Below are 20,094 nucleotides of genomic sequence, written 5' to 3' on the forward strand. Positions count from 1 at the left end.
TGGGAACGCTGCTCAGGCTACTCCGCCTTCCAGCTCGCTGGATACAGCATCTCTTCGCGATAGCCACTAAGCACCCGGCGCAGCCCGGTTAACTGTTGATCCAGTTCGGGGTCACCGCTATCAATCAGAAACGGCCGGCCATGCAGAGTCTTGAGCTTGGTCTTGGTCGCCACCACCAACAGATTATCGAGCCCGGCAGCACGCACCACCCGGGATGAAATCTGCTGATTCCCGCGCCCGAGGATGTGGCCCTGACCACCAATTGCGGTCACCAGAATGCGCCACTCTCCCCCCCGCTGCATCAGCTCCCAGAGCTGCGGCTCGCTGACATCGGTAGCGATCAGTCCGCCATCACAGAGCACATCCACACCCAGCAAGGTACCCTCCAGCCCCATGGTCTCGAGCAAGCCCAGCGTGGTCGAGCCCGGCCCCATGATCCAGAACCGGTCTGAGGCCTGCTCCTCCTGCAACCAGGCGCCGATATCATCGAGCACCAGGGTTTCCAGCTCGCGCCCGCCTTGCTTGACCTGCTGAACGAAGCGCCCTTCCTGGGGCACTGCCAACTCACCGTAGTGCCGGGTGCGCACACTGCCCTGGCGGAAGGCCTCCTCGTCGATATCGCGGACATCCGCCTCGGCCAGACGCACCAGATCCCCCTGCACCAGCAGACTGACCAGTTCACCCGCCGCACGCGGATTGACCGCATAAACCCCAGAGTGGATCTTGACCCCGGCAGGTACGCCCAATACCAGTTGCCCCGGACGGGCGCTGTGGCAGATATTGCGCGCCGTGCCATCGCCGCCGGCAAACAGCAGCAGATCAACCCCCTGGGCCTGGATCTGGGCGGCAATGCGCTCGGTATCCGCAGCACTGGTATGTGCTCCAGCCAGTTCACCAATCTGCTCGAAGTCGAACCCCATCTCGCCAAGCAGGTCCGCCCCCATCGGGCCGGGTGCGCTCAGAATCTGGATTCGCTCACGCAGCGGCAGCAAGGCCTCCAGAGCCACCCGCACACGGGCCTGGGCTCGAGGCTCGATACCCATAGCCAGAGCTTGTTCGGCCACGCCATCGCTCCCCTTAAGCCCCGCCTGCCCACCCAGACCCGCCAGCGGATTGATGATCAGTCCAAGTCGGAACGGTGTTTGCATTACAACCCCTGTCAGTGCCATGTGTCACAAAGTCGTCATTGTGGTGCCATATCCTGCGCCCGTAAGCACGAAAGCAGGCAACCAAGCCATGACTGAAAAGAGAGAGCATTCCGTGAACCTGAACGCCCTGCACAATATCGCCAACACCCCTGCTGCCCATCAGCCCTCGGTGCAATCGACCGGTGGCTGGCTGATTGATGAGCAGGGACGGGAAATCGCCATTACCGAGCAAATGGTTCAGCAAGCCTGCCGGGCACTTGAATGCAGCAGCATGGCCGCCCGCCAGGCTCAGATCAGACGCTGAACCCCAGTTCGCTGAACAGCCGCGCCAGCTCGGCCGACAGCCCTGCATCCGCGCTCAGGCGCAGATGGGCGCATTCGCGCCGCAGCGGATAATCCTTGCGCAGCCGGTCAAAGCCGGCGCGCAAAGCCGCATCATCCACAGCCTCGGCCAACATCCGACGAAACCGGGCATCGTCATCGCGCACATCATAGACCCAGCGCAGCGCCCGGCTCAGCATCCAGTCCGTTGGCGTTGTCGCGCTCAACTGCAACTCAGCCAACCCATCCTGCGGCGCCAGTTGCTCCAGCGACAACTCGGGATCAATACCCAGAAACCGGCAAAACGCCTGATAGATCTGCTCGGTGCCGCGCAACTTGCCATCCAGGCTGTAGCCAGCGATGTGCGGAGTGGCCAACTCACAGCGGGCCGCCAGTGAACGGGCAACCCAGGGCTCGTGCTCCCAGACATCCAGCGCCAACGCCAGATCCTGACGCTCAGTCATAACCTGTTCCAGCGCGGCATTGTCGATCACCGGGCCACGACTGCTGTTGATCAGCCAGGCGTTCGGACGCAAAGCCTGCAGCCGAGCCTGATCGAACAGATGCCAGGTCGGGTGAGCACCCTCACGACTCAGCGGCACATGCAGACTGATCACATCAGCCTGGGCGATCAGCTCATCCAGCCCGACAAAACCTGTTTCGCCCCGCGCCGCCCGAGGTGGATCACACAGCAGGCATTCAACACCCAGCGTGGCCAAAACCCGGACCAAGCGGGTACCGACCTCCCCCACCCCGACAATCCCGACTCGCTGCTGGCGCCAGTCGGTAGCGCGGCGCTCGGCCAGCGTCAGCAGGCAACTGAGCACATACTCCACCACCCCCCGGGCATTGCAACCCGGCGCACTGGCCAGGCTGACTCCGGACCCGCGCAAACCATCAAGATCCAGGTGGTCGGTGCCTATGGTGCAAGTGCCAACAAACCGTACCGGCGTATCCCTGAGCAGCGCCTGATCGACCCGGGTCACCGAGCGCACCAACAGTGCATCAGCCTGACGCAAGGCAGCACGATCTATGGCCCGACCAGGCAAGCGGGTAATACTTCCAAGCCCGGCAAAGAACTCATCGAGCAGAGGGATGTTTTCATCGGCAACAATATGCATCTAAGCGTCTCCATTAGCCTGGACACAGTAGCTCGGTTGCTGTTGGGCTGCTCTGGACCGTTAGATGCTATGGATGGCATCTACGAGCGCCCATGGATGGGTTCACAGCGTGTCCATAACAGCCCACCAGCAACCGAGTGAACATGGCGTATCGCGATTGTCCCGGCTGCCACCCGGCCCGTCCAGTATTGCCGTTCATCCGGAGCCAATAGGCGCCCGCTTGCATCATCAGCAAGACACTGCTTAACTGAGCCCATAAAGTCTTTTTGTGACCTGAAAGTTTCGAGAACACTCTAAGACGCCACGATACGACCGGGTGCTCGCCACCCTTTTTTGTTGAAGGACCTGCCTGAACACCTGTGCATACACGGTAACGACCCATTACCAGCACAGGTGCTGTCCTTCCCACCCGCAAGCCCACCAATAACAAACCCCTCGATCCTGCCGATCGTCCAAGGGCCCACCTTGTGCTTTTCATGGCCTGTTGCCAACTGCCCAGCAATGCAATCGCATGCGGCGCTTGTCGTATGCCTTTCAATTCAGGCATGCCGGGAGATGTACAATGAAAGCAACTCACTCACTGGTCAGCAGTCAAGGGCTGTTCCGCGTTCATACCGCCTATTACGCCAGCCCGGCCCCGCAAGGCACCATTATTCTGGTCAACGGCTCCTTGGCGACTACCGCCTCGTTTGCCCAGACCGTGCGCTATCTGCAGCCCTGCTTCAACGTGGTCTGTTTCGATGAGCCCTATGCCGGCCAATCCAAACCCCACAACGACCACAGCCAACCAGTGACCAAGGAGCAGGAAGCCCGGATTCTGCTCGATTTGATCGACTACTTCGAAGCCGATCACCTGCTGTCATTCTCCTGGGGCGGAGCTTCTACCCTGCTGGCTCTGGCCCAACGCCCCCGTGCCATCCGCAAGGCAGTCATCATGGCCTTCTCCCCGGTCATCAACCCGGCCATGAGCGATTACCTGGAAACCGGCGTGCAACGCCTGATCGCCTGCGACCGCACAGGCGTCGCCGACCTGATCAACGAGACCATCGGCCAGCACCTGCCCTCACTCTACAAACGCTACAACTTCCGCCACATCAGTAGCCTGGACGACCATGAGTACCTGCAAATGGCTTTTCATGTGAATCAGGTGCTTAAGCAAGATACCAACTGCTATATGACCAACGCCGAGCGCATCGATGTTCCGGTACTGTTCATCAACGGCGACAAGGACATCTACACCACCCCCGATGACGCCCATGGCTTTGGTCGCTATATCGAACGTTCACGATTTGCCACGATACGCGGCGCCGGACACTTCCTTGATCTGGAGAGCAAGGCCACCTGGCAGCAGACCCGTGATGAAATCATGAGTTTCCTGCGTCTGGCACCGACCCGCAGCAGCCAGCCCCGTTTCAGCCTGCTGAGCAGCGATGAACCACTGTTTGATATCGGCCGGGCCGGTGCTCCAGGCTGAGCTACAACTGCTCGAGGCTGAAGTCCGCAGCTTGCAGCCGGACTCCCGGGCGGTAGAACGCCAGCAGGGCCTGGACAAATCGGGCTGGACGCTCGGGTAGTCCGGCGTTCAGAAAGTGCAGAGTCTGCTCCAGCACCCGCTGCTTGAATAAGCTGGAATCGGTAGGCTCACCATTGAGATTGTCCAGGCTGACCCGGAACTTGTGACCGGCAGCCTGACAGAACAGCCATTCGTAGGCCTGTGGCTTGACTTCAACCTGCTCAAACGCCTGCTGCTGCTCGGCGCTGCGCCCGTCGGGAGCATACCAATAGCCAAAATCGGCCAGCAAACGCCGCTGCGGCCCAGCAACGCACCAATGGGCCACCTCATGCAGGGCGCTGCGAAAGAAACCATGGGCAAAAATAATCCGATGACGCGGATGCTCGGCATCGGCCGGCAGATACTCAGGCTCGTCAGCACCAGCCACCAGTACCGTGTTGTACTCGGCTTCGAAGCACTCGGAGAAAATACGGACAAGATCCTGGTAGTCGTGGTTCATCAGCGAGCGAGGGAACCTCTGAAAAACGTAGGCGAGACAGGCAAGACAAGGCCGATGGCGGCCCCGAAAAAACAGCCGAAAAAGCGCAGTTTACGTGGTGTAAATGAGCATTTTGAGGCTGTTTTTAACGCAGTATTGCCAACGCAGGTAGTTTTTCATAGGTTCCCTAGACAATAGTGAGTAACTTGATACGATGAGCCGCTTTTGTCGAGCCCATCCCTGCCCCATGACTTCAGGACAGACCAACCCCACTCGGTGGCGGCGCAGTGTAACAGAATTGCGTAGCCTGATCTGGCTTGCCTTGCCGATTATCGCCGCCCAAACCGCCCATACCCTGCTCGGTTTTGTCGACACCGCCATGGCCGGACGCTTCAGCGCCCAGGCGCTGGCTGCCGTGGCGCTGGGCAACGCTTTCTGGGTGCCAACCTTTCTGTTTCTGACCGGCACTCTGATGATCCTGACCTCCAAGGTCGCTGCCAGCCACGGCGCTGGCCGTCTGGCTGATACCGGTACGCTGATACGCCAGGGGCTATGGCTTGGCCTGCTCCTGGGCTGTCTGTGCGGATTGTTTCTCAGCGCCATGGAGCCCGTCCTGATCCTGATGGAGGTGGAGCCGAGCCTGATCGACCCGACCATGGCCTACCTGCGGGCCGTCGCCATGGGCTTTCCGGCCGTCGCCTTGTTCCAGGCCCTGCGCGCTCTGAGCGATGGCATGTCACGTACCATGCCGACCATGCTGATTGGCTTTGCCGGCCTGCTACTCAACATCCCTGCCAACTACGTGCTGGTCTACGGCAAGCTGGGCTTTCCGGCCCTGGGCGCACTGGGCTGCGGGATAGCGACGGCCCTGGTGATGTGGTTCATGCTGTTGTGCATGGTGATCTATCTGAAGCGCTCACCACACTTTGCTCCCAGCGGCCTGTTCGCCCGTTTTGACTGGCCAAGCTGGCTCACCCAGCGCCAGTTGCTCGGGCTGGGCCTGCCGATCGGCATCGCGCTGTTTGCTGAAACCAGCATGTTCGGGGTTATCGCACTACTGATCGGCTCACTGGGGGAGATTGTGGTCGCCAGCCACCAACTGGCCCTGAACTTCACCTCACTGCTGTTCATGGTGCCCTTCAGCCTGGGTCTGGCGATCACCGTGCGGGTCAGCCACAACCTCAACGCCCATGGCGCCCGGGCCGGGCTGTTCGCCGCCAAGGTCGGTATCGTCAGTTCATTGTTCTATGCACTGTTTTCCGCTGCGCTGGTGTTGTGGCTGGCTGATCGCATTCCGTTGATCTACACCAACAATCAGCAAATCATCGCCCTGGCCGCCAGCCTGCTGTTCTACGCCGCGCTGTATCAGTTTTCCGATGCCCTGCAAGTGGCCTGTGCCGGCGCCCTGCGAGGCTATCAGGACACTCGTCGGCCCATGCTGCTGACCATCATCGCCTACTGGCTGGTCGGCATGCCATGCGGTTATGTACTGGGGCTGACCGATCTGCTCGGCCCAGCCCGCGGGCCGGCCGGTTTCTGGCAGGGGCTGATCATCGGCCTGAGCGCCGCAGCGTTGTTTCTGTCGATTCGCCTGGCACGGGTTGGTGCCCGCCGCAAACGTCATGAGGCCAAACGCAGGCAGCCCCGACACTCGCCGTAATCTACGATTTGGCAGTAGTTATTAACCGCGTGGCATACTGAAAGCAGCCCTGTTGGAGTTCGACGATGAAGTCTCTCATCGCACTGCTCAGTCTTGCCCTGCTGCTGACCGGTTGTGACGTTGGTGCGCCGGCCAGCCGCCAGATGGACAACTATCTGACTCGTCTGGGCCGAGTACTTGAGCAGCCCGTCAGTCACTTTGACTCACGTCATTTGAGTCATTACCGAATGCCCGAGCGACGTGAACGGGTACAGACGGTGGCCGAGCAACGCTTGAGCCTGCTGGATCTGGTGGTGGAGTCACGACACTGCCACGCCTTGCAGCAGCGCATCAGCGAACGCAACAGCAGCCTCGGCCGATTGATGCCGGCCAGCCACCGACTGGCGCATGAAGGGCAGTTGTTACAGGCGCTCGACGAGTGCCTGCTGGTGATTGCCGACGACCCCAGACGCAGCGAATTGAAAACCCAGCTCGAAGACATCGGTGCCGCCAAGCGGGCCAGCCTGCCAGCGGTATTCTGGAATGCCCTGAACGCCAGCAGCGAATTCGAATACTACCTGCGCTTTGCCGACCAGCCACTACCGCCAGATCCGAGCATCTCTGACACCCTGGCTCTGCAGGCGCTGGCTGAGCTCAGCGGCATTGGCCAGGCGCTGCCCGAGCAATTACCCCCCAGCCGTGAGGTGCTTGACCCGTTATTTCAAGCATTGCAGCGCAGCTCACGCAGCGGCCAGCTGATCCACAGCCTGGCCCGTCTGAACCACACGCTGAATCAAGCCAGCACCATGCTGGAAAGCCCCAGAGCCGCCCGGCTCTGCCCGCTGGGCCAACCTACCCCGCAATCACGAATTCTGTTCAACGTCTTCGTGACCTATTATGCCGGCGAGATCCAGCCGCTGCTGGCCCAGGCCCAACGGCTCGGCCAGCCCTGGCAGCAGCAGTTGACGCACCTGCGCGAGGTGCCCGAAATACCACCGGCAACCGCGGCTTATCTGCAGCGCCTGAGTGGTCATGAACAGGCTTTGTGGGAAAGTTTTCAGGCCAGCGTACAGCGCCATAACCAGGCCTGGCTGCAGGTACTGGAACGCTGTCAGCTGCAGCCAGGCCAGCCTGGCTGGGAAGCTGCTCGCAACGAGTAATGCGGAGAGTCAACCCGCCTTGCGGATCAGGTAATGGAAAATTCCAGCCTCTTCACGCTGCTCAAGCAAGGCATGACCAAGAAATCCGCAGAACTTGGGGATATCACGCTGGGTCGAGGGGTCAGTCGCCAACACTTCCAGCAATTCGCCAGCAGCCAGGTCGCGCACGGCATTGTGCAGCATCATGACCGGCTCGGGGCAGGTCAGACCACAGGTATCGAGTTGACGGTGTTCGTTCGCAAAATCAGTCATGCCATTGATCCACAGGGTACGGACCGATTATCCGGTAAATACCCGCCACTTGCCAGCCGAGCGAAGCCGACCGACACTATAGACAGGAGTCTGAAAAGCTCCGGTTTTATCTGCCTGTTTTAAGGAAATTCCATGATCAAAGTAATGATCGAACGTGTCATTGCCGAAGGCCTCGAGCAACCCTACGAAGAAGTGGCGCGCCAGGTGCTGCAGAAAGCCATCCAATCCCCCGGCTTCATTTCCGGTGAGTCATACCGTGATCTGGAGCGCCCCAATCACCGGGTCGTGGTTGTGACCTGGCTGAACCGCCATTCCTGGGAACGCTGGGAAAACTCGCCCGAGCGCCAGGAAAGCATCGGCCCGTTCTCCGCCATGCTGCAGGAGCAGGAAAAAATCACCCTGCTCGAGCCACTGTAGGAGGCGAGTCTGCGTCGGGTTACCTGTGACCACGCACAATCCGGGCGTGGCAGGTAACCTCTTCGCGGTCGGTATAAAGTTGTTTGCAAGCCAGCGTGGCTTCCAGCCCAGCCTCATCCAAAGCATCCTGGACATGGGCCATGCACTGCATGACTTCCTGATAACGCCGTTTCATCGGCAGTTTGAAGTTGATGATCGCCTCCCGGCACCAGCCCCGGGACAGCCAGGTTGCCAGCAGCGCACTGCTGCGGGCAGGCTTGTCGACGATATCACAGACCATCCAATGGACCGGGCGCTTGGGCCGAAACAGATAGCCGTCGGCCTGCACATGCTCAACCTGTCCACTCTCCATCAACTTGCGATTCATCGGCCCATTGTCTACGGCAATCACTTTCATGTGCCGGTTGACCAGTTGCCAGGTCCAGCCACCAGGCGCTGCACCCAGATCCACTGCTGTCATACCGGGGGCCAGACGGCTATCCCATTGCTCGCGGGGAATAAAATGATGCCAGGCCTCTTCGAGCTTGAGCGTCGAACGGCTAGGCGCCTCACGAGGCACTCGCAACCGCGGAATACCCATCGGCCAGGGCGCGGCATTGTTGGCCCAGGACCAACCGACGAACAGCCGCTCACCACTCTCGAATACCAGATGCAGGCGCGGCAGTTCTGTCTTGTTCGGACGCAGGAACCGGGTTTTGCCTAAAGCACTCTCGAGCGGCTTGCGCAGCTTCTTAAGCAGTGCCGCCAAAGCCTTGCCATCGTTGGTATCGGCGGTCTCCAACCATAGCAAAGAGGCCAGCGGCCCCTTGGCGCAAGCCTGAATGACTGGGGTGATACGGTCCTCGGGGTCGACATCAAGCCAGTCGCCCAGGGCCCATTGACGGGTAAAGATCAGACTCTGGAAGTCCAGTTTGCGCATCAGCCGTCCGGCATCGCCCTCAGCCGGGCAGACAAAACGCACGATAGCCGCCCCCTCACGGGTGACCGGATAACCGGCCAACCCACAGGCATTGGCCAACTCCTGCATTTCCGCTGCAGCCTCGGACTCGAACCCCGGACGACAGTGCAACAACAATTCCTGCATGGGTTACCCCAGTCAAATCAATGGGGGGCTACTCTACCGCTGGATGCCAGCGATGACCAGCACGCCTGGTCGATATGGCTCGTCGCAACAAGTCGTGAATAAAACTCATCAGACCAATGCTAAACTTAAATTTCCCTCATAATGAGTAGTAACCCGACCATGCTTGAAATCCGCCATCTGCGCACCCTGGCCACCCTGCGCGAAGCCGACAGTCTGGTGGAAGCCGCCGAACGCCTGCATCTGACCCAATCGGCGCTGTCGCATCAACTCAAGGATCTTGAAGAGCGCCTGGGCCTGCCACTGTTCGTACGCAAGACCAAGCCGGTGCGCTTCACCAGCGCCGGTCTGCGACTATTGCGTCTGGCCGACAACCTGCTGCCGCAGTTGCGCCAAGCCGAGCGCGACCTGCAGCGACTGGCTGGCGGCCAGGCCGGGCGCCTGCACATGGCAATCGAATGTCACAGCTGTTTCCAGTGGTTGATGCCAACCATCGACCAGTTCCGCAACGCCTGGCCGGAGGTCGAAGTCGACTTCGCCTCGGGCTTCTTCTTCGCCCCGCTGCCAGCGCTGGCACGCGGCGACCTGGATCTGGTGGTGACCTCCGACCCTCAGGATATTCCGGGCCTGAGTTACGTACCGCTGTTCACCTATGAAGCCCTGCTGGCAGTCAGCAACCAGCATCCACTGGCCAGCCGCGCCTATATTGAACCCGCCGACCTGGCGGACGAGACCCTGATCACTTACCCGGTAGACCGTGATCGACTAGACATTTTCAAACAATTTCTCGACCCGGCCGGCATCGACCCCCAGGCCATCCGCACGGCCGAACTGACCGTAATGATGCTGCAACTGGTGGCCTCTGGACGCGGTGTCAGTTGCCTGCCCAACTGGGCCCTGGCCGAATACCTGCAACGCGGTTACGTCAGTGCCAGACCGCTGGGTCCAGACGGTCTGTTCGGCACGCTCTACGCCGCTGTACGCGAAGATATGCTGGAGATGTCCTACCTGCAGGACTTTCTGCTCACCGCCAAAGACACCTCATTTGCCACCCTGGAAGGCGTCAGCGCCAGGATTGAACAGCGCGCAAACAAGCTCTAAGCCAGGCCGTTCGCGGCCTGGCGCGACCTTGCCATTAACCCGAATAGGCGACTTTCATCAGCCGCCGACAGTGTTACCGTTCAGCCGCTCGAGCTCTGCAGTTGGTGCGGACCCGGCCATAGCGCTCAACAACCTTGAATAACAACAGTTGAACGGTAACCGATATGAAAACACCTGCATTGAAGCTTTCCACTCTCGCTCTGGGCCTGGCGCTGGCCTCCAGCGCCTGGGCTACCAACCCCGACCCAGGCCCTGGTGGCGATACCGGCACCGGCTTCCCCGGCGTCTCCGACTTCGCCGCCAGCGGCCCATTCAGCACCACCAGCGAAAGCGCCGGACTCAGTTGTACCGCCTACCGGCCACGCACTCTGGGACAAAACGGTGTGCAACACCCGATCATCATCTGGGGCAATGGCACCGGTGCTTCGCCAAGCACCTACAGCAGCCTGCTCAATCACTGGGCCAGCCACGGCTTCGTAGTCGTTGCCGCCAACACCAGCAATGCCGGCACCGGCCAGGCCATGCTCAGCTGCCTGAGCTACATCATCCAGCAACATAACCGCACTACCGGCACCTACGCCGGCCGCCTGGATATCAACCGGGTTGGCGCTGCCGGGCACTCACAGGGTGGCGGCGGTACCATCATGGCCGGCCAGGACAGCCGCATCAGCGTCACAGCGCCATTCCAGCCCTACACCCTGGGTCTGGGCCATAGCAGTTCATCGCAAAGTAACCAGAACGGCCCGATGTTCCTGATGACCGGTGGACGCGACACCATTGCATCACCCACCCTCAACGCCCTGCCGGTCTACAACCGCGCCAATGTTCCGGTGTTCTGGGGTGAGCTGAACTCGGCCGGGCACTTCGAGCCGGTTGGCAGCGCCGGTGGCTATCGTGGCCCATCAACCGCCTGGTTCCGCTATCACCTGATGGAAGACAACAACGCCGAGGGCACCTTCTACGGCAACAACTGCGGTCTGTGCAATGACCGTGGCTGGACCGTACGGCGCAAAGGGATCAACTAAGAGAGTTGCTTGATCGTTCCCACGCTATGCGTGGGAACGCCCTAATCCCCTGAAAGTGTCCGAAACTGATTTAATCAGCTTTAATCAGCACTTCCCTTATAGTGCGACATTTCCACAATCCGTCCCCTGCCCCCTGCCTGACCTGGCATGCTACCTTTTGAACCATTATCCATTTGCCCGGACACTCGATTGGAGCCGCCATGAACTCAGCCAGCAAAGTAGCCATTGTCACTGGAGCCGGTAGCGGCATCGGCAAAGCCACCAGCCTTGCCCTGCTGCGGGCCGGTTATTGTGTTGTCCTGGCAGGACGCCGCCAGGAAACACTGGACGCTGTACTCGAGAGCGCCGGTGAACTGGCCGCCAATGGCCTGGCCCAAGTGACCGACGTGCGTGCCCCGGAGTCAGTCCAGGCCCTGTTCAACGCCACTCGGGAGCGCTTCGGCCGGCTTGACCTGCTATTCAACAATGCCGGAACCGGAGCCCCACCCGTGCCCTTGGAGGATCTGTCATTCGCCCACTGGCAGGCCACCGTCGAGACCAACCTGACTGGTGCCTTTCTCTGTACCCAGCAAGCCTTCAAAATGATGAAAAGCCAGGATCCCATGGGTGGACGGATCATCAACAATGGCTCGATTTCCGCCCATGCACCGCGACCCAACTCGGCCCCTTATACCTCGACCAAGCACGCCATGACCGGCCTGACCAAATCGACCTCACTCGATGGCCGACGCTACAACATCGCCTGCGGCCAGATCGATATCGGCAACGCGGCTACCGACATGGCCATTCCGATGCAGCGCGGCGTGCCGCAGGCCAATGGCGAAATTGCTGCCGAGCCGGTGATGGATGTCGAGCATGTCGCCCAGGCAGTAGTGCAGATGGCCGAACTGCCGCTGGCAACCAACGTGCAGTTCATGACCATCATGGCTACCAAAATGCCCTTTATCGGGCGCGGTTGAACCCTGCCGAGACAACAGCGAATTCCGTTCAGCGACCAAATAAGACCAAAAGTGCATTCATTGTGTGACTCAAGATCATGCCGAAGGCATCAAACCTGGCATGGATCACACCTGGTACACTTTTACTCATGGTATCGTTGTTGCTACCATAGAAAGTGACAATACACTCTGAACACTTGAACAGGCCACCACATCATGAGCATCTCCCCCACCCCGCTAGCCCTTGCTCTGTCCCAGCGAAAGTCGGATGAACGGGCAACGCCCATTACCGCCTTCCGCATGGCCCGGCGCTGGTGGCTGGAGGGGCGGCGGCTGAACCTGTCGCTGCTGGCGGAAGAACTGGGCATCGGACGTGCCACCTTGATGCGCTGGGTCGGCAACAAGGATCTGTTGATGGGTGAAATCCTCTGGTCTCTGTATAAGGGTATCTACGATCAGGCCATTGAGCGTGCCGAAGCCACACCCGAGCTCAAGGGCATCGATTTTCTGACCCAGATCTATACTGACATCAATGTCGCCCTGATCGACGCCAAGCCGCTGCACGACTTCCTGCATAACGAACCGCAATGGGCGCTGCAACTGCTCACCTCGCACATTTCCGGACTGCAGCAACGGTTGATCGATACCTGGACTGAGCTGTTCGAACAGCAGATCGCCGCAGGCCTGATCAAACCGGAAATGGATGCCGAAAGCCTGGCGTTCTACATCATCAAAATTGGTGAAGGGGCGATCTACTGTGACCTGGTTTGTGGTCGCGAACCCAACCCAGGGCCAGCCAGTACGGCCTTTCGTCTGCTGGTAAACGGCCACAGCAACTAAAGCCAGAACCTTACACGGGCCTGGTCGCCGGCCAGTCCAGCACGAAACAGGCCCCCCCAAGATCAGCCGAGCTTTCCACATGGGCTCGGCCCTGATGCCAGTAGATGACCCGCCGCACAATCGACAACCCCAACCCATAGCCACCGGATGAGCGTGTACGGCTGTCATCCAGACGCAGGAACGGGGTAAAAATACGCTCGCGGTAAGCTTCGGGAATCCCGGGGCCATCATCCTCGACCATCACCCGGCAGCGTCCCGACTGCACCAGCGTGGTCACTCGAACCCGGGTACTCGCATGCCTGAGAGCATTGCTGGCCAGGTTGATCACCGCCCGCTGCAGGTAGCGTCGCTCGGCATCAACTGCATATCCGGCCCCATGAGTCAGATCCCGATGCTCAAGTCGAATGTCAGGCTTGAGTGGCGCTAACTCTGCTATCACCCGGTCAACCAGGGCAGGCAGATCTGTCGCCTCGAGCACCAGCGCAGGAGCCCCCTGCTCCAGCCGGGCGTAGGTCAGAATCTCGTCCACCAGCTTGTCCAGTTCAGTCAGATCAGCATCCATACCCTCAAGATAACGCTGCAAATCCGCTTCACTACCCGCGGTTTCAACCATTTCCAGACCAAAGCGCAAACGCGCCACCGGGGTCCGCAACTCATGCGATACGGCACCGATCATTTCCCGCTGAATGCGCATCAGACGCTGTAGATGGTTGGCCATATCATTAAAGGTTTTACCCAGTTGTCCCACTGCATCGTTGCCGCGCGGCTCCACCCGCGCCTCAAGCTTGCCTCGAGCCAGATCGGTAGCCGCCGCCTCCAGGCTCATCAGCCGCTGCTCAAGTTGGCGCACCAGCAGATAGATCAGCAGACCGCTCAGGGTTAGAACCAGAACCCCGGTGATCAGCAGCATCTCTGGCGGGTAGTCACGCATCTGGTACAGCGGTCCCAGACTAAGCACCCACTGGGTATCAGGAATTTTCAGATACAGCAGCACCGAGTCCCCTTCCGGCCCCAGGGCCATGACGGTATCACTCTCATCGAGCCGGCGAATCTGATCCAGATCCAGATCCGCCTCGTGCATCCGGGTAAGCTGTAGCGGGTAACCAAACCCTTTCTCGCGGCGCAGCCGCTGCAGCCGCGCAGGCATATCGGCTTCCGGATGCCTGACCAGTTCATCGGCGATCAAAAATAACGTAGCCCGGCCCAACTGTTCGGAAATGCGTTGAATATCGGTGGTCAACACCACCTCTTCTGACAAATCAACCAGACTATAGACTCGCACCTGTTGGGGACCGGTTGGCCTTACCAGCACCTGCCCCCGGATCAACCGGGCCCAGGCACTCGACTCCAACCCCAGATCGGACAACGGCTTCAGTTCAAGCGGTACCCCGATCAACCGGGTCCAGACCGCCAGGGCCTTGAGCCGCTCGGCGGTATCCATGGGCTCCAGGTTGTCCGCCATCAGCCGAAAGGTACCGCTGGCGATCCGTTCACGGTAATCCTCAACCCGCACATCATTGATCATGCGAATACTGAGCAAAGCCAGCAGCGAAACGGCGACCAGTACCAGCAGCATGCCGCCATAAATCCGCAGAAAGATCGAGTTCACGCGGGACCGGACTCGGGCACGACGAACAGGTACCCCTTGCTGCGCACAGTCTTGATCATCCGCGGCATATCCGGGTCATCACCGATTTTTGGCCGGATGCGGGAAATGCGCACATCGATGGAACGGTCCTGACCGTCATACTCAATGCCACGCAGGGCGATGAAGGTTTCTTCGCGGCTGAGGATGCGACCAGCGTTGCTGGCCAGCAACCAGAGCAGATCGAACTCGGCACCAGTCAGGTCGATCAGTTCACCAGCCAGCCAGGCCTCACGGCGCACATGATCGATCACCAACTTGCCAAACTCCAGGCGACTCGGTGCCCCTGCAGGTTCGGCGTCCTGACGGCGGCGCAGCAGTGCCCGAATCCGAGCCAGCAACACCTGCGGGCGGACGGGCTTGTTGACGTAATCATCCGCCCCCAACTCCAGCCCCTTGATGTGGTCCTCATCCTCACTGCGCGCAGTCAGCATCAGAATGGCACCAGCATAGCCGCCTTCACGAACCTGCCGACATACCTCCAGGCCATCCATGCCTGGCAGCATGATATCCAGTACGACCAGCGCCGGAGGGCTGGTTTGAATACGCCCCACAGCCTGCCGCCCATCCGCCTCAATGGCCACCTGCAAACCATTGGTCTGCAGAAACTCGGCGATCAGCGCAGCCAGCTTGTGGTCATCTTCGACAATCAGAATGTGTTCGCTATCAGTCGCCATACCCATATCCAACGCCATCGTCATCGCCACAAGAGCGGCGATTGTAGCAACGCCGTAGCCAAATACCCACAACCCGACCAGGCAGAAAGCGGTACGTTCATTGCCAAAACCGGAACACTACATGTAGTGAACAGCCGGCCAGGGCTACAACCCGCGTACTTACTGCCGCCACGCCACCAAACCTGCCACAGCCCCCGGGACATGCCATAAATCCGACGCAAATCCCAGACTTGCGCAGAGTAAAAATACACACTATCTTGTGTCGAAACGCGCAACCAGCCCCATATATTGACCAAAAACCTAAAAAACCAGGTCTTGTCAATAGCCTGGAGCAACATCTCTTCAATACGTTCAGCGCGCCCGTTTCAAGCCCGCCGGCTAAAACCGTAGGGCTACTCCAAACCAGATATAGTGTTACAGGCCAAGCCAAGGAGACGCCATGCACACCTCGACCTCGACCACCAGCCAGACACCCGGTCAGCCAGGCCTCGAACAGCAGAGCGGCGAAGACGTTCTTCTGACGGCTCCCGGCCAACTACGTGTAATCAAGCGCAACGGCACCCTGGTGGCCTATACCGACGACAAGATCAAGATCGCCATGACCAAGGCGTTTCTCGCCGTTGAGGGCGGCCAGGCCGCCGCTTCATCGCGCATCCGCGCTACCGTCGATGAACTCTCCGAAGCTATCAGTGCCACTTTCCGTCGCCGCATGCCTTCCGGCGGCACCCTGCACATCGAAGAAATTCAGGATCAGGTTGAATTGGCGCTGATGCGCTCTGGCGAGCAAAAGGTTGCTCGCGCCTACGTTCTGTACCGTGAAGAGCACGCCCGCCAGCGTCAGGCCCGTCAACACGAGCAGCCGGTCGAGGCACACCCGAGCATCCGCGTAACCCTGGATGACGGTAGCCAGGCACCACTGGACATGGGCCGCCTGCGCACCCTGATCAGCGAAGCTTGCGAAGGTCTGGCCGAAGTCGATGCCGCCCTGATCGAACGCGACACCCTGAAAAACCTGTACGACGGCGTCACCCTCAAGGACGTCAACACCGCACTGGTGATGACCGCCCGCACACTGGTCGAACGCGAGCCGAACTACAGCCAGGTCACCGCCCGCCTGCTACTCGATACCCTGCGTGCCGAAGCTCTGGGCTTCCTCGGCGTAGCCGAACGCGCCACCCACCATGAAATGGCCGAACTCTACGCCCCGGCACTCAAAGCTTACGTTGCCAAAGGCGTCGAGTTCGAACTGCTCGATCCGCAACTGGCCGAGTTCGATCTTGAGCAACTGGGCGCCGCCATCGACCACGAGCGCGACCAGCAGTTCGCCTACCTGGGCCTGCAGACCCTGTACGACCGCTACTTCATTCACAAGGACGGCACCCGCTTCGAACTGCCGCAGATTTTCTTCATGCGCGTGGCCATGGGCCTGGCCATCGAAGAGCCGCAGAAGAACGAGCGCGCCATCGAGTTCTACCGACTGCTGTCGAGCTTCGACTACATGGCCTCGACCCCGACCCTGTTCAACGCCGGCACCCTGCGTTCACAGCTGTCGTCCTGCTACCTGACCACCGTTCCCGACGACCTGGGCGGCATCTACGACGCCCTGCGCGACAACGCCCTGCTGTCCAAATTCGCTGGCGGCCTGGGTAACGACTGGACCCCGGTGCGCGCGCTGGGCTCCTACATCAAGGGCACCAACGGCAAATCCCAGGGCGTTGTTCCCTTCCTGAAAGTGGTCAACGACACCGCCGTAGCCGTCAACCAGGGCGGCAAGCGCAAGGGCGCCGTGTGTGCCTACCTGGAAACCTGGCACCTGGACATCGAGGAATTCCTCGAACTGCGCAAGAACACCGGTGACGACCGCCGCCGTACCCACGACATGAACACCGCCAACTGGATTCCCGACCTGTTCATGAAGCGAGTGTTCGATGACGGCCAGTGGACCCTGTTCTCGCCCTCGGACGTGCCTGACCTGCATGACCTGACCGGCAAGGCCTTCGAAGAGCGTTACGAGTATTACGAAGCCCTGATCGAGTACGGCAAGATCAAGCTGTACAAAACCATCCAGGCCCGCGACCTGTGGCGCAAGATGCTCAGCATGCTGTTCGAAACCGGTCATCCCTGGCTGACCTTCAAGGACGCCTGCAACCTGCGCAGCCCGCAGCAGCACGCCGGTGTAGTCCACAGTTCCAACCTGTGCACCGAGATCACCCTGAACACCTCGGCCGACGAAATCGCCGTGTGTAACCTGGGCTCAATCAACCTGCCGCAGCACATCGTCGATGGCAAGCTGGACACTGCCAAGCTTGAGCGCACCGTCAAGACCGCTGTACGCATGCTCGATAACGTCATCGACATCAACTATTACAGCGTGCCGCAGGCGAAGAACTCCAACCTCAAACACCGCCCGGTCGGCCTCGGCCTGATGGGCTTCCAGGACGCTCTGTACCTGCAACACATCGCCTATGGCTCGGACGCTGCCGTAGCCTTTGCTGACCAGTCGATGGAAGCGATCAGCTACTTCGCCATCCAGGCCTCGTGCGATCTGGCCGATGAGCGCGGCGCCTACTCCAGCTTTGATGGTTCGTTGTGGAGCCAGGGCGTCCTGCCGCTCGACTCGCTGGACATCCTCACCGAGCAGCGCGGCCAGCAGTACATCGACGTCGACCGCAGCCAGACTCTGGACTGGGCACCGGTACGCGAACGGGTCAAGAAAGGCATCCGCAACTCCAACATCATGGCCATCGCCCCGACCGCGACCATCGCCAACATTACCGGCGTATCGCAGTCGATCGAGCCGACCTACCAGAACCTGTACGTCAAATCGAACCTGTCCGGTGAGTTCACCGTGATCAACCCCTACCTGGTACGCGACCTCAAGGCCCGCAACCTGTGGGATCCGGTCATGGTCAACGACCTCAAGTTCTACGACGGCTCGGTACAGCAGATCGACCGCATCCCCGATGACCTCAAGGCCCTGTACGCGACAGCCTTCGAAGTCGACACCAAGTGGATCGTCGAAGCCGCCAGCCGCCGCCAGAAGTGGATCGACCAGGCCCAGTCACTGAACCTGTACATCTCCGGTGCCAGCGGCAAGAAGCTGGATGTGACCTACCGCATGGCCTGGTTCCGTGGTCTGAAAACCACCTACTACCTGCGCGCCCTGGCCGCCACCAGCACCGAGAAGTCCACAGTCAACACGGGCAAGCTCAACGCCGTATCCAGCGGCAGTGCGCCAGCGGCAAACGCTGCACCAGCCGGCCCGGCACCGGTGCCGCAGGCGTGTTCGATTGATGACCCCGATTGCGAGGCTTGTCAGTAAACGCACGTATCTGAGCGGCGCCCGCGTTGTTGCCGCGCCAGCCGAACCCGGTCACGTACTCCAGTACGCTCCCGGGTCCGGCAGCCACGGCGCCTAGCGCTCACTCGCTCAGCGACAACCAGGCAGACACCGAACCAATTCAAAAAGGGAGCCCCACCATGCTCAGCTGGGACGAATTCGACAAAGAAGACCAACCCGCCACTCCGGCAGCGGCCGCCCAGAGCGCCCAACCGGCCCAGGCCAACAACGCCCTCAACGACCAGGCCAGCAGCGCCGTTGAAGATGCCCGCCAGGTCAATGCCGACGACTCCGACGCGGTAGCGCGCGCCAAAGCCGCGCTTGACCAGCTCGACATCCAGGAAGGCCTCGACGATCTTGAAGGTGCTGCCGCACGGGTACAGGTTGGCGACAAGCAAATGATCAACGCCCGCGCCGACCTCAACCAGCTCGTACCCTTCAAATACGACTGGGCCTGGCAGAAATACCTCGACGGCTGCGCCAACCACTGGATGCCGCAAGAGGTCAACATGACCGCCGACATCGCCCTGTGGAAAAGCGCCGACGGCCTCACCGAAGACGAGCGCCGCATCGTCAAGCGCAACCTCGGCTTTTTCTCCACCGCCGACTCACTGGTCGCCAACAACCTGGTACTGGCCGTCTACCGCCTGATCACCAACCCCGAATGCCGCCAGTACATCCTGCGCCAGGCCTTCGAAGAAGCGATCCACACCCACGCCTACCAGTACTGCATCGAGTCACTGGGCATGGATGAAGGCGAAATCTTCAACATGTACCACGAGATCCCCAGCGTCGCGAAAAAGGCCGCCTGGGGCCTCAAGTACACCCGCGCCATCTCCGACCCGACCTTCAACACCGGTACCGTGGAAACCGACAAGGAACTGCTGCGCAACCTGATCGCCTACTACTGCGTACTCGAAGGCGTGTTCTTCTACTGCGGCTTTACCCAGATCCTGTCCATGGGCCGGCGCAACAAGATGACCGGCGTCGCCGAGCAGTTCCAGTACATCCTGCGCGACGAGTCCATGCACCTGAACTTCGGCATCGACGTGATCAACCAGATCAAGATCGAAAACCCGCACCTGTGGGACGCCCAGATGAAGGACGAGGCAACCCAGATGATCCTGCAGGGTACCCAACTGGAAATCGAATACGCCCGCGACACCATGCCGCGTGGAGTACTGGGCATGAACGCCGCGATGATGGAGGACTACCTCAAGTTCATCGCCAACCGCCGCCTGACCCAGATCGGCCTGAAGGAAGAATACCCAGGCACCAGCAACCCGTTCCCGTGGATGAGCGAGATCATGGACCTGAAGAAAGAGAAGAACTTCTTCGAAACCCGCGTGATCGAGTATCAGACTGGTGGGGCACTGACCTGGGATTGATATAAGCCAC

Annotated in this window: 18 protein-coding genes; 11 read left to right on the forward strand and 7 right to left on the reverse strand. The window is 60.2% G+C overall.

From position 1 onward, the window contains the following. Positions 1 to 17: 17 nt before the first annotated feature. Positions 18 to 1,148 (reverse strand): ATP-NAD kinase family protein, encoded by a 1,131-nt coding sequence (locus C2846_RS15020; protein WP_119701833.1) that lies wholly within the window; start codon positions 1,146 to 1,148, stop codon positions 18 to 20. An 88-nt stretch (positions 1,149 to 1,236) separates the two neighbouring features. Here C2846_RS15020 and C2846_RS15025 point away from each other — a divergent pair, with 88 nt between their 5' ends. After that, positions 1,237 to 1,452, forward strand: a complete 216-nt coding sequence (locus C2846_RS15025) for a PA1571 family protein (protein ID WP_131038227.1) — start codon at positions 1,237 to 1,239, stop codon at positions 1,450 to 1,452. On the opposite strand, the gene pdxB is transcribed toward C2846_RS15025, so the two are convergent. Then, on the reverse strand, positions 1,442 to 2,590 hold the full coding sequence (pdxB, locus tag C2846_RS15030; protein ID WP_119701834.1) for a 4-phosphoerythronate dehydrogenase PdxB: 1,149 nt from the start codon (positions 2,588 to 2,590) through the stop codon (positions 1,442 to 1,444). The genes C2846_RS15025 and pdxB overlap by 11 nt on opposite strands. Positions 2,591 to 3,152: 562 nt before the next feature. Here pdxB and C2846_RS15035 point away from each other — a divergent pair. After that, positions 3,153 to 4,064, forward strand: coding sequence for an alpha/beta fold hydrolase (locus C2846_RS15035; RefSeq protein WP_119701835.1), 912 nt, complete (start codon positions 3,153 to 3,155; stop codon positions 4,062 to 4,064). 1 nt (position 4,065) lies between these two features. Here the strand turns inward: C2846_RS15035 and C2846_RS15040 are convergent, their stop codons facing one another. After that, positions 4,066 to 4,602 carry an elongation factor P hydroxylase gene (locus tag C2846_RS15040; protein WP_080050204.1) on the reverse strand — a complete coding sequence of 179 codons (537 nt, stop codon included), beginning with the start codon at positions 4,600 to 4,602 and terminating at the stop codon, positions 4,066 to 4,068. Between the two features lie 226 nt (positions 4,603 to 4,828). Here C2846_RS15040 and C2846_RS15045 point away from each other — a divergent pair, with 226 nt between their 5' ends. Next, positions 4,829 to 6,241, forward strand: a complete 1,413-nt coding sequence (locus tag C2846_RS15045) for an MATE family efflux transporter (protein ID WP_080050203.1) — start codon at positions 4,829 to 4,831, stop codon at positions 6,239 to 6,241. A gap of 65 nt (positions 6,242 to 6,306) precedes the next feature. Then, entirely contained in the window at positions 6,307 to 7,380 is a 1,074-nt protein-coding gene (locus tag C2846_RS15050) for a DUF3080 family protein (protein WP_080050202.1), read from the forward strand. 9 nt (positions 7,381 to 7,389) lie between these two features. Here the strand turns inward: C2846_RS15050 and tusA are convergent, their stop codons facing one another. Further along, positions 7,390 to 7,632, reverse strand: a complete 243-nt coding sequence (tusA, locus tag C2846_RS15055) for a sulfurtransferase TusA (protein ID WP_080050201.1) — start codon at positions 7,630 to 7,632, stop codon at positions 7,390 to 7,392. Between the two features lie 132 nt (positions 7,633 to 7,764). On the opposite strand from tusA, the gene C2846_RS15060 reads away from it, so the two are divergent. Continuing rightward, on the forward strand, positions 7,765 to 8,049 hold the full coding sequence (locus C2846_RS15060) for an antibiotic biosynthesis monooxygenase family protein (protein WP_080050200.1): 285 nt from the start codon (positions 7,765 to 7,767) through the stop codon (positions 8,047 to 8,049). 19 nt (positions 8,050 to 8,068) lie between these two features. Here C2846_RS15060 and rlmM read toward each other — a convergent pair whose 3' ends face one another. After that, positions 8,069 to 9,133, reverse strand: a complete 1,065-nt coding sequence (gene rlmM / locus C2846_RS15065; RefSeq protein ID WP_080050199.1) for a 23S rRNA (cytidine(2498)-2'-O)-methyltransferase RlmM — start codon at positions 9,131 to 9,133, stop codon at positions 8,069 to 8,071. A gap of 159 nt (positions 9,134 to 9,292) precedes the next feature. Between rlmM and C2846_RS15070 the strand changes: the two genes are divergently transcribed. The 4 genes from C2846_RS15070 to C2846_RS15085 all read left to right on the forward strand — a co-directional run bounded on the left by C2846_RS15070 (position 9,293) and on the right by C2846_RS15085 (position 13,034). Beyond that, the gene (locus tag C2846_RS15070) at positions 9,293 to 10,231 is read left to right on the forward strand and encodes a LysR family transcriptional regulator (protein WP_119701837.1); all 939 of its coding nucleotides are present in this window, start codon (positions 9,293 to 9,295) and stop codon (positions 10,229 to 10,231) included. A gap of 164 nt (positions 10,232 to 10,395) precedes the next feature. Next, positions 10,396 to 11,256, forward strand: a complete 861-nt coding sequence (locus C2846_RS15075; RefSeq protein ID WP_080050197.1) for a poly(ethylene terephthalate) hydrolase family protein — start codon at positions 10,396 to 10,398, stop codon at positions 11,254 to 11,256. A 200-nt stretch (positions 11,257 to 11,456) separates the two neighbouring features. Further along, positions 11,457 to 12,215 carry an SDR family oxidoreductase gene (locus tag C2846_RS15080; protein ID WP_080050196.1) on the forward strand — a complete coding sequence of 253 codons (759 nt, stop codon included), beginning with the start codon at positions 11,457 to 11,459 and terminating at the stop codon, positions 12,213 to 12,215. A gap of 195 nt (positions 12,216 to 12,410) precedes the next feature. Continuing rightward, a complete protein-coding gene (locus tag C2846_RS15085) occupies positions 12,411 to 13,034 on the forward strand; it encodes a QsdR family transcriptional regulator (RefSeq protein ID WP_131038228.1) in 624 nt (207 codons plus the stop codon). Between the two features lie 10 nt (positions 13,035 to 13,044). On the opposite strand, the gene C2846_RS15090 is transcribed toward C2846_RS15085, so the two are convergent. Then, positions 13,045 to 14,643, reverse strand: coding sequence for an ATP-binding protein (locus C2846_RS15090; protein ID WP_080050194.1), 1,599 nt, complete (start codon positions 14,641 to 14,643; stop codon positions 13,045 to 13,047). Next, positions 14,640 to 15,356 carry a response regulator gene (locus C2846_RS15095; protein WP_080051708.1) on the reverse strand — a complete coding sequence of 239 codons (717 nt, stop codon included), beginning with the start codon at positions 15,354 to 15,356 and terminating at the stop codon, positions 14,640 to 14,642. Before C2846_RS15095 ends, C2846_RS15090 begins: the two co-directional genes overlap by 4 nt. Positions 15,357 to 15,795: 439 nt before the next feature. On the opposite strand from C2846_RS15095, the gene C2846_RS15100 reads away from it, so the two are divergent. Both C2846_RS15100 and C2846_RS15105 read left to right on the forward strand, forming a co-directional pair. Continuing rightward, positions 15,796 to 18,678 carry a ribonucleoside-diphosphate reductase subunit alpha gene (locus tag C2846_RS15100; RefSeq protein WP_080050193.1) on the forward strand — a complete coding sequence of 961 codons (2,883 nt, stop codon included), beginning with the start codon at positions 15,796 to 15,798 and terminating at the stop codon, positions 18,676 to 18,678. 158 nt (positions 18,679 to 18,836) lie between these two features. Continuing rightward, complete coding sequence (locus C2846_RS15105) at positions 18,837 to 20,084, forward strand: ribonucleotide-diphosphate reductase subunit beta (RefSeq protein WP_119701838.1); 1,248 nt, start codon at positions 18,837 to 18,839, stop codon at positions 20,082 to 20,084. The last annotated feature ends 10 nt before the right edge of the window (positions 20,085 to 20,094 follow it).

This window comes from Pseudomonas jilinensis (assembly GCF_003586265.1).
In the GTDB taxonomy this organism is placed as follows: Bacteria; Pseudomonadota; Gammaproteobacteria; order Pseudomonadales; family Pseudomonadaceae; genus Halopseudomonas; species Halopseudomonas phragmitis.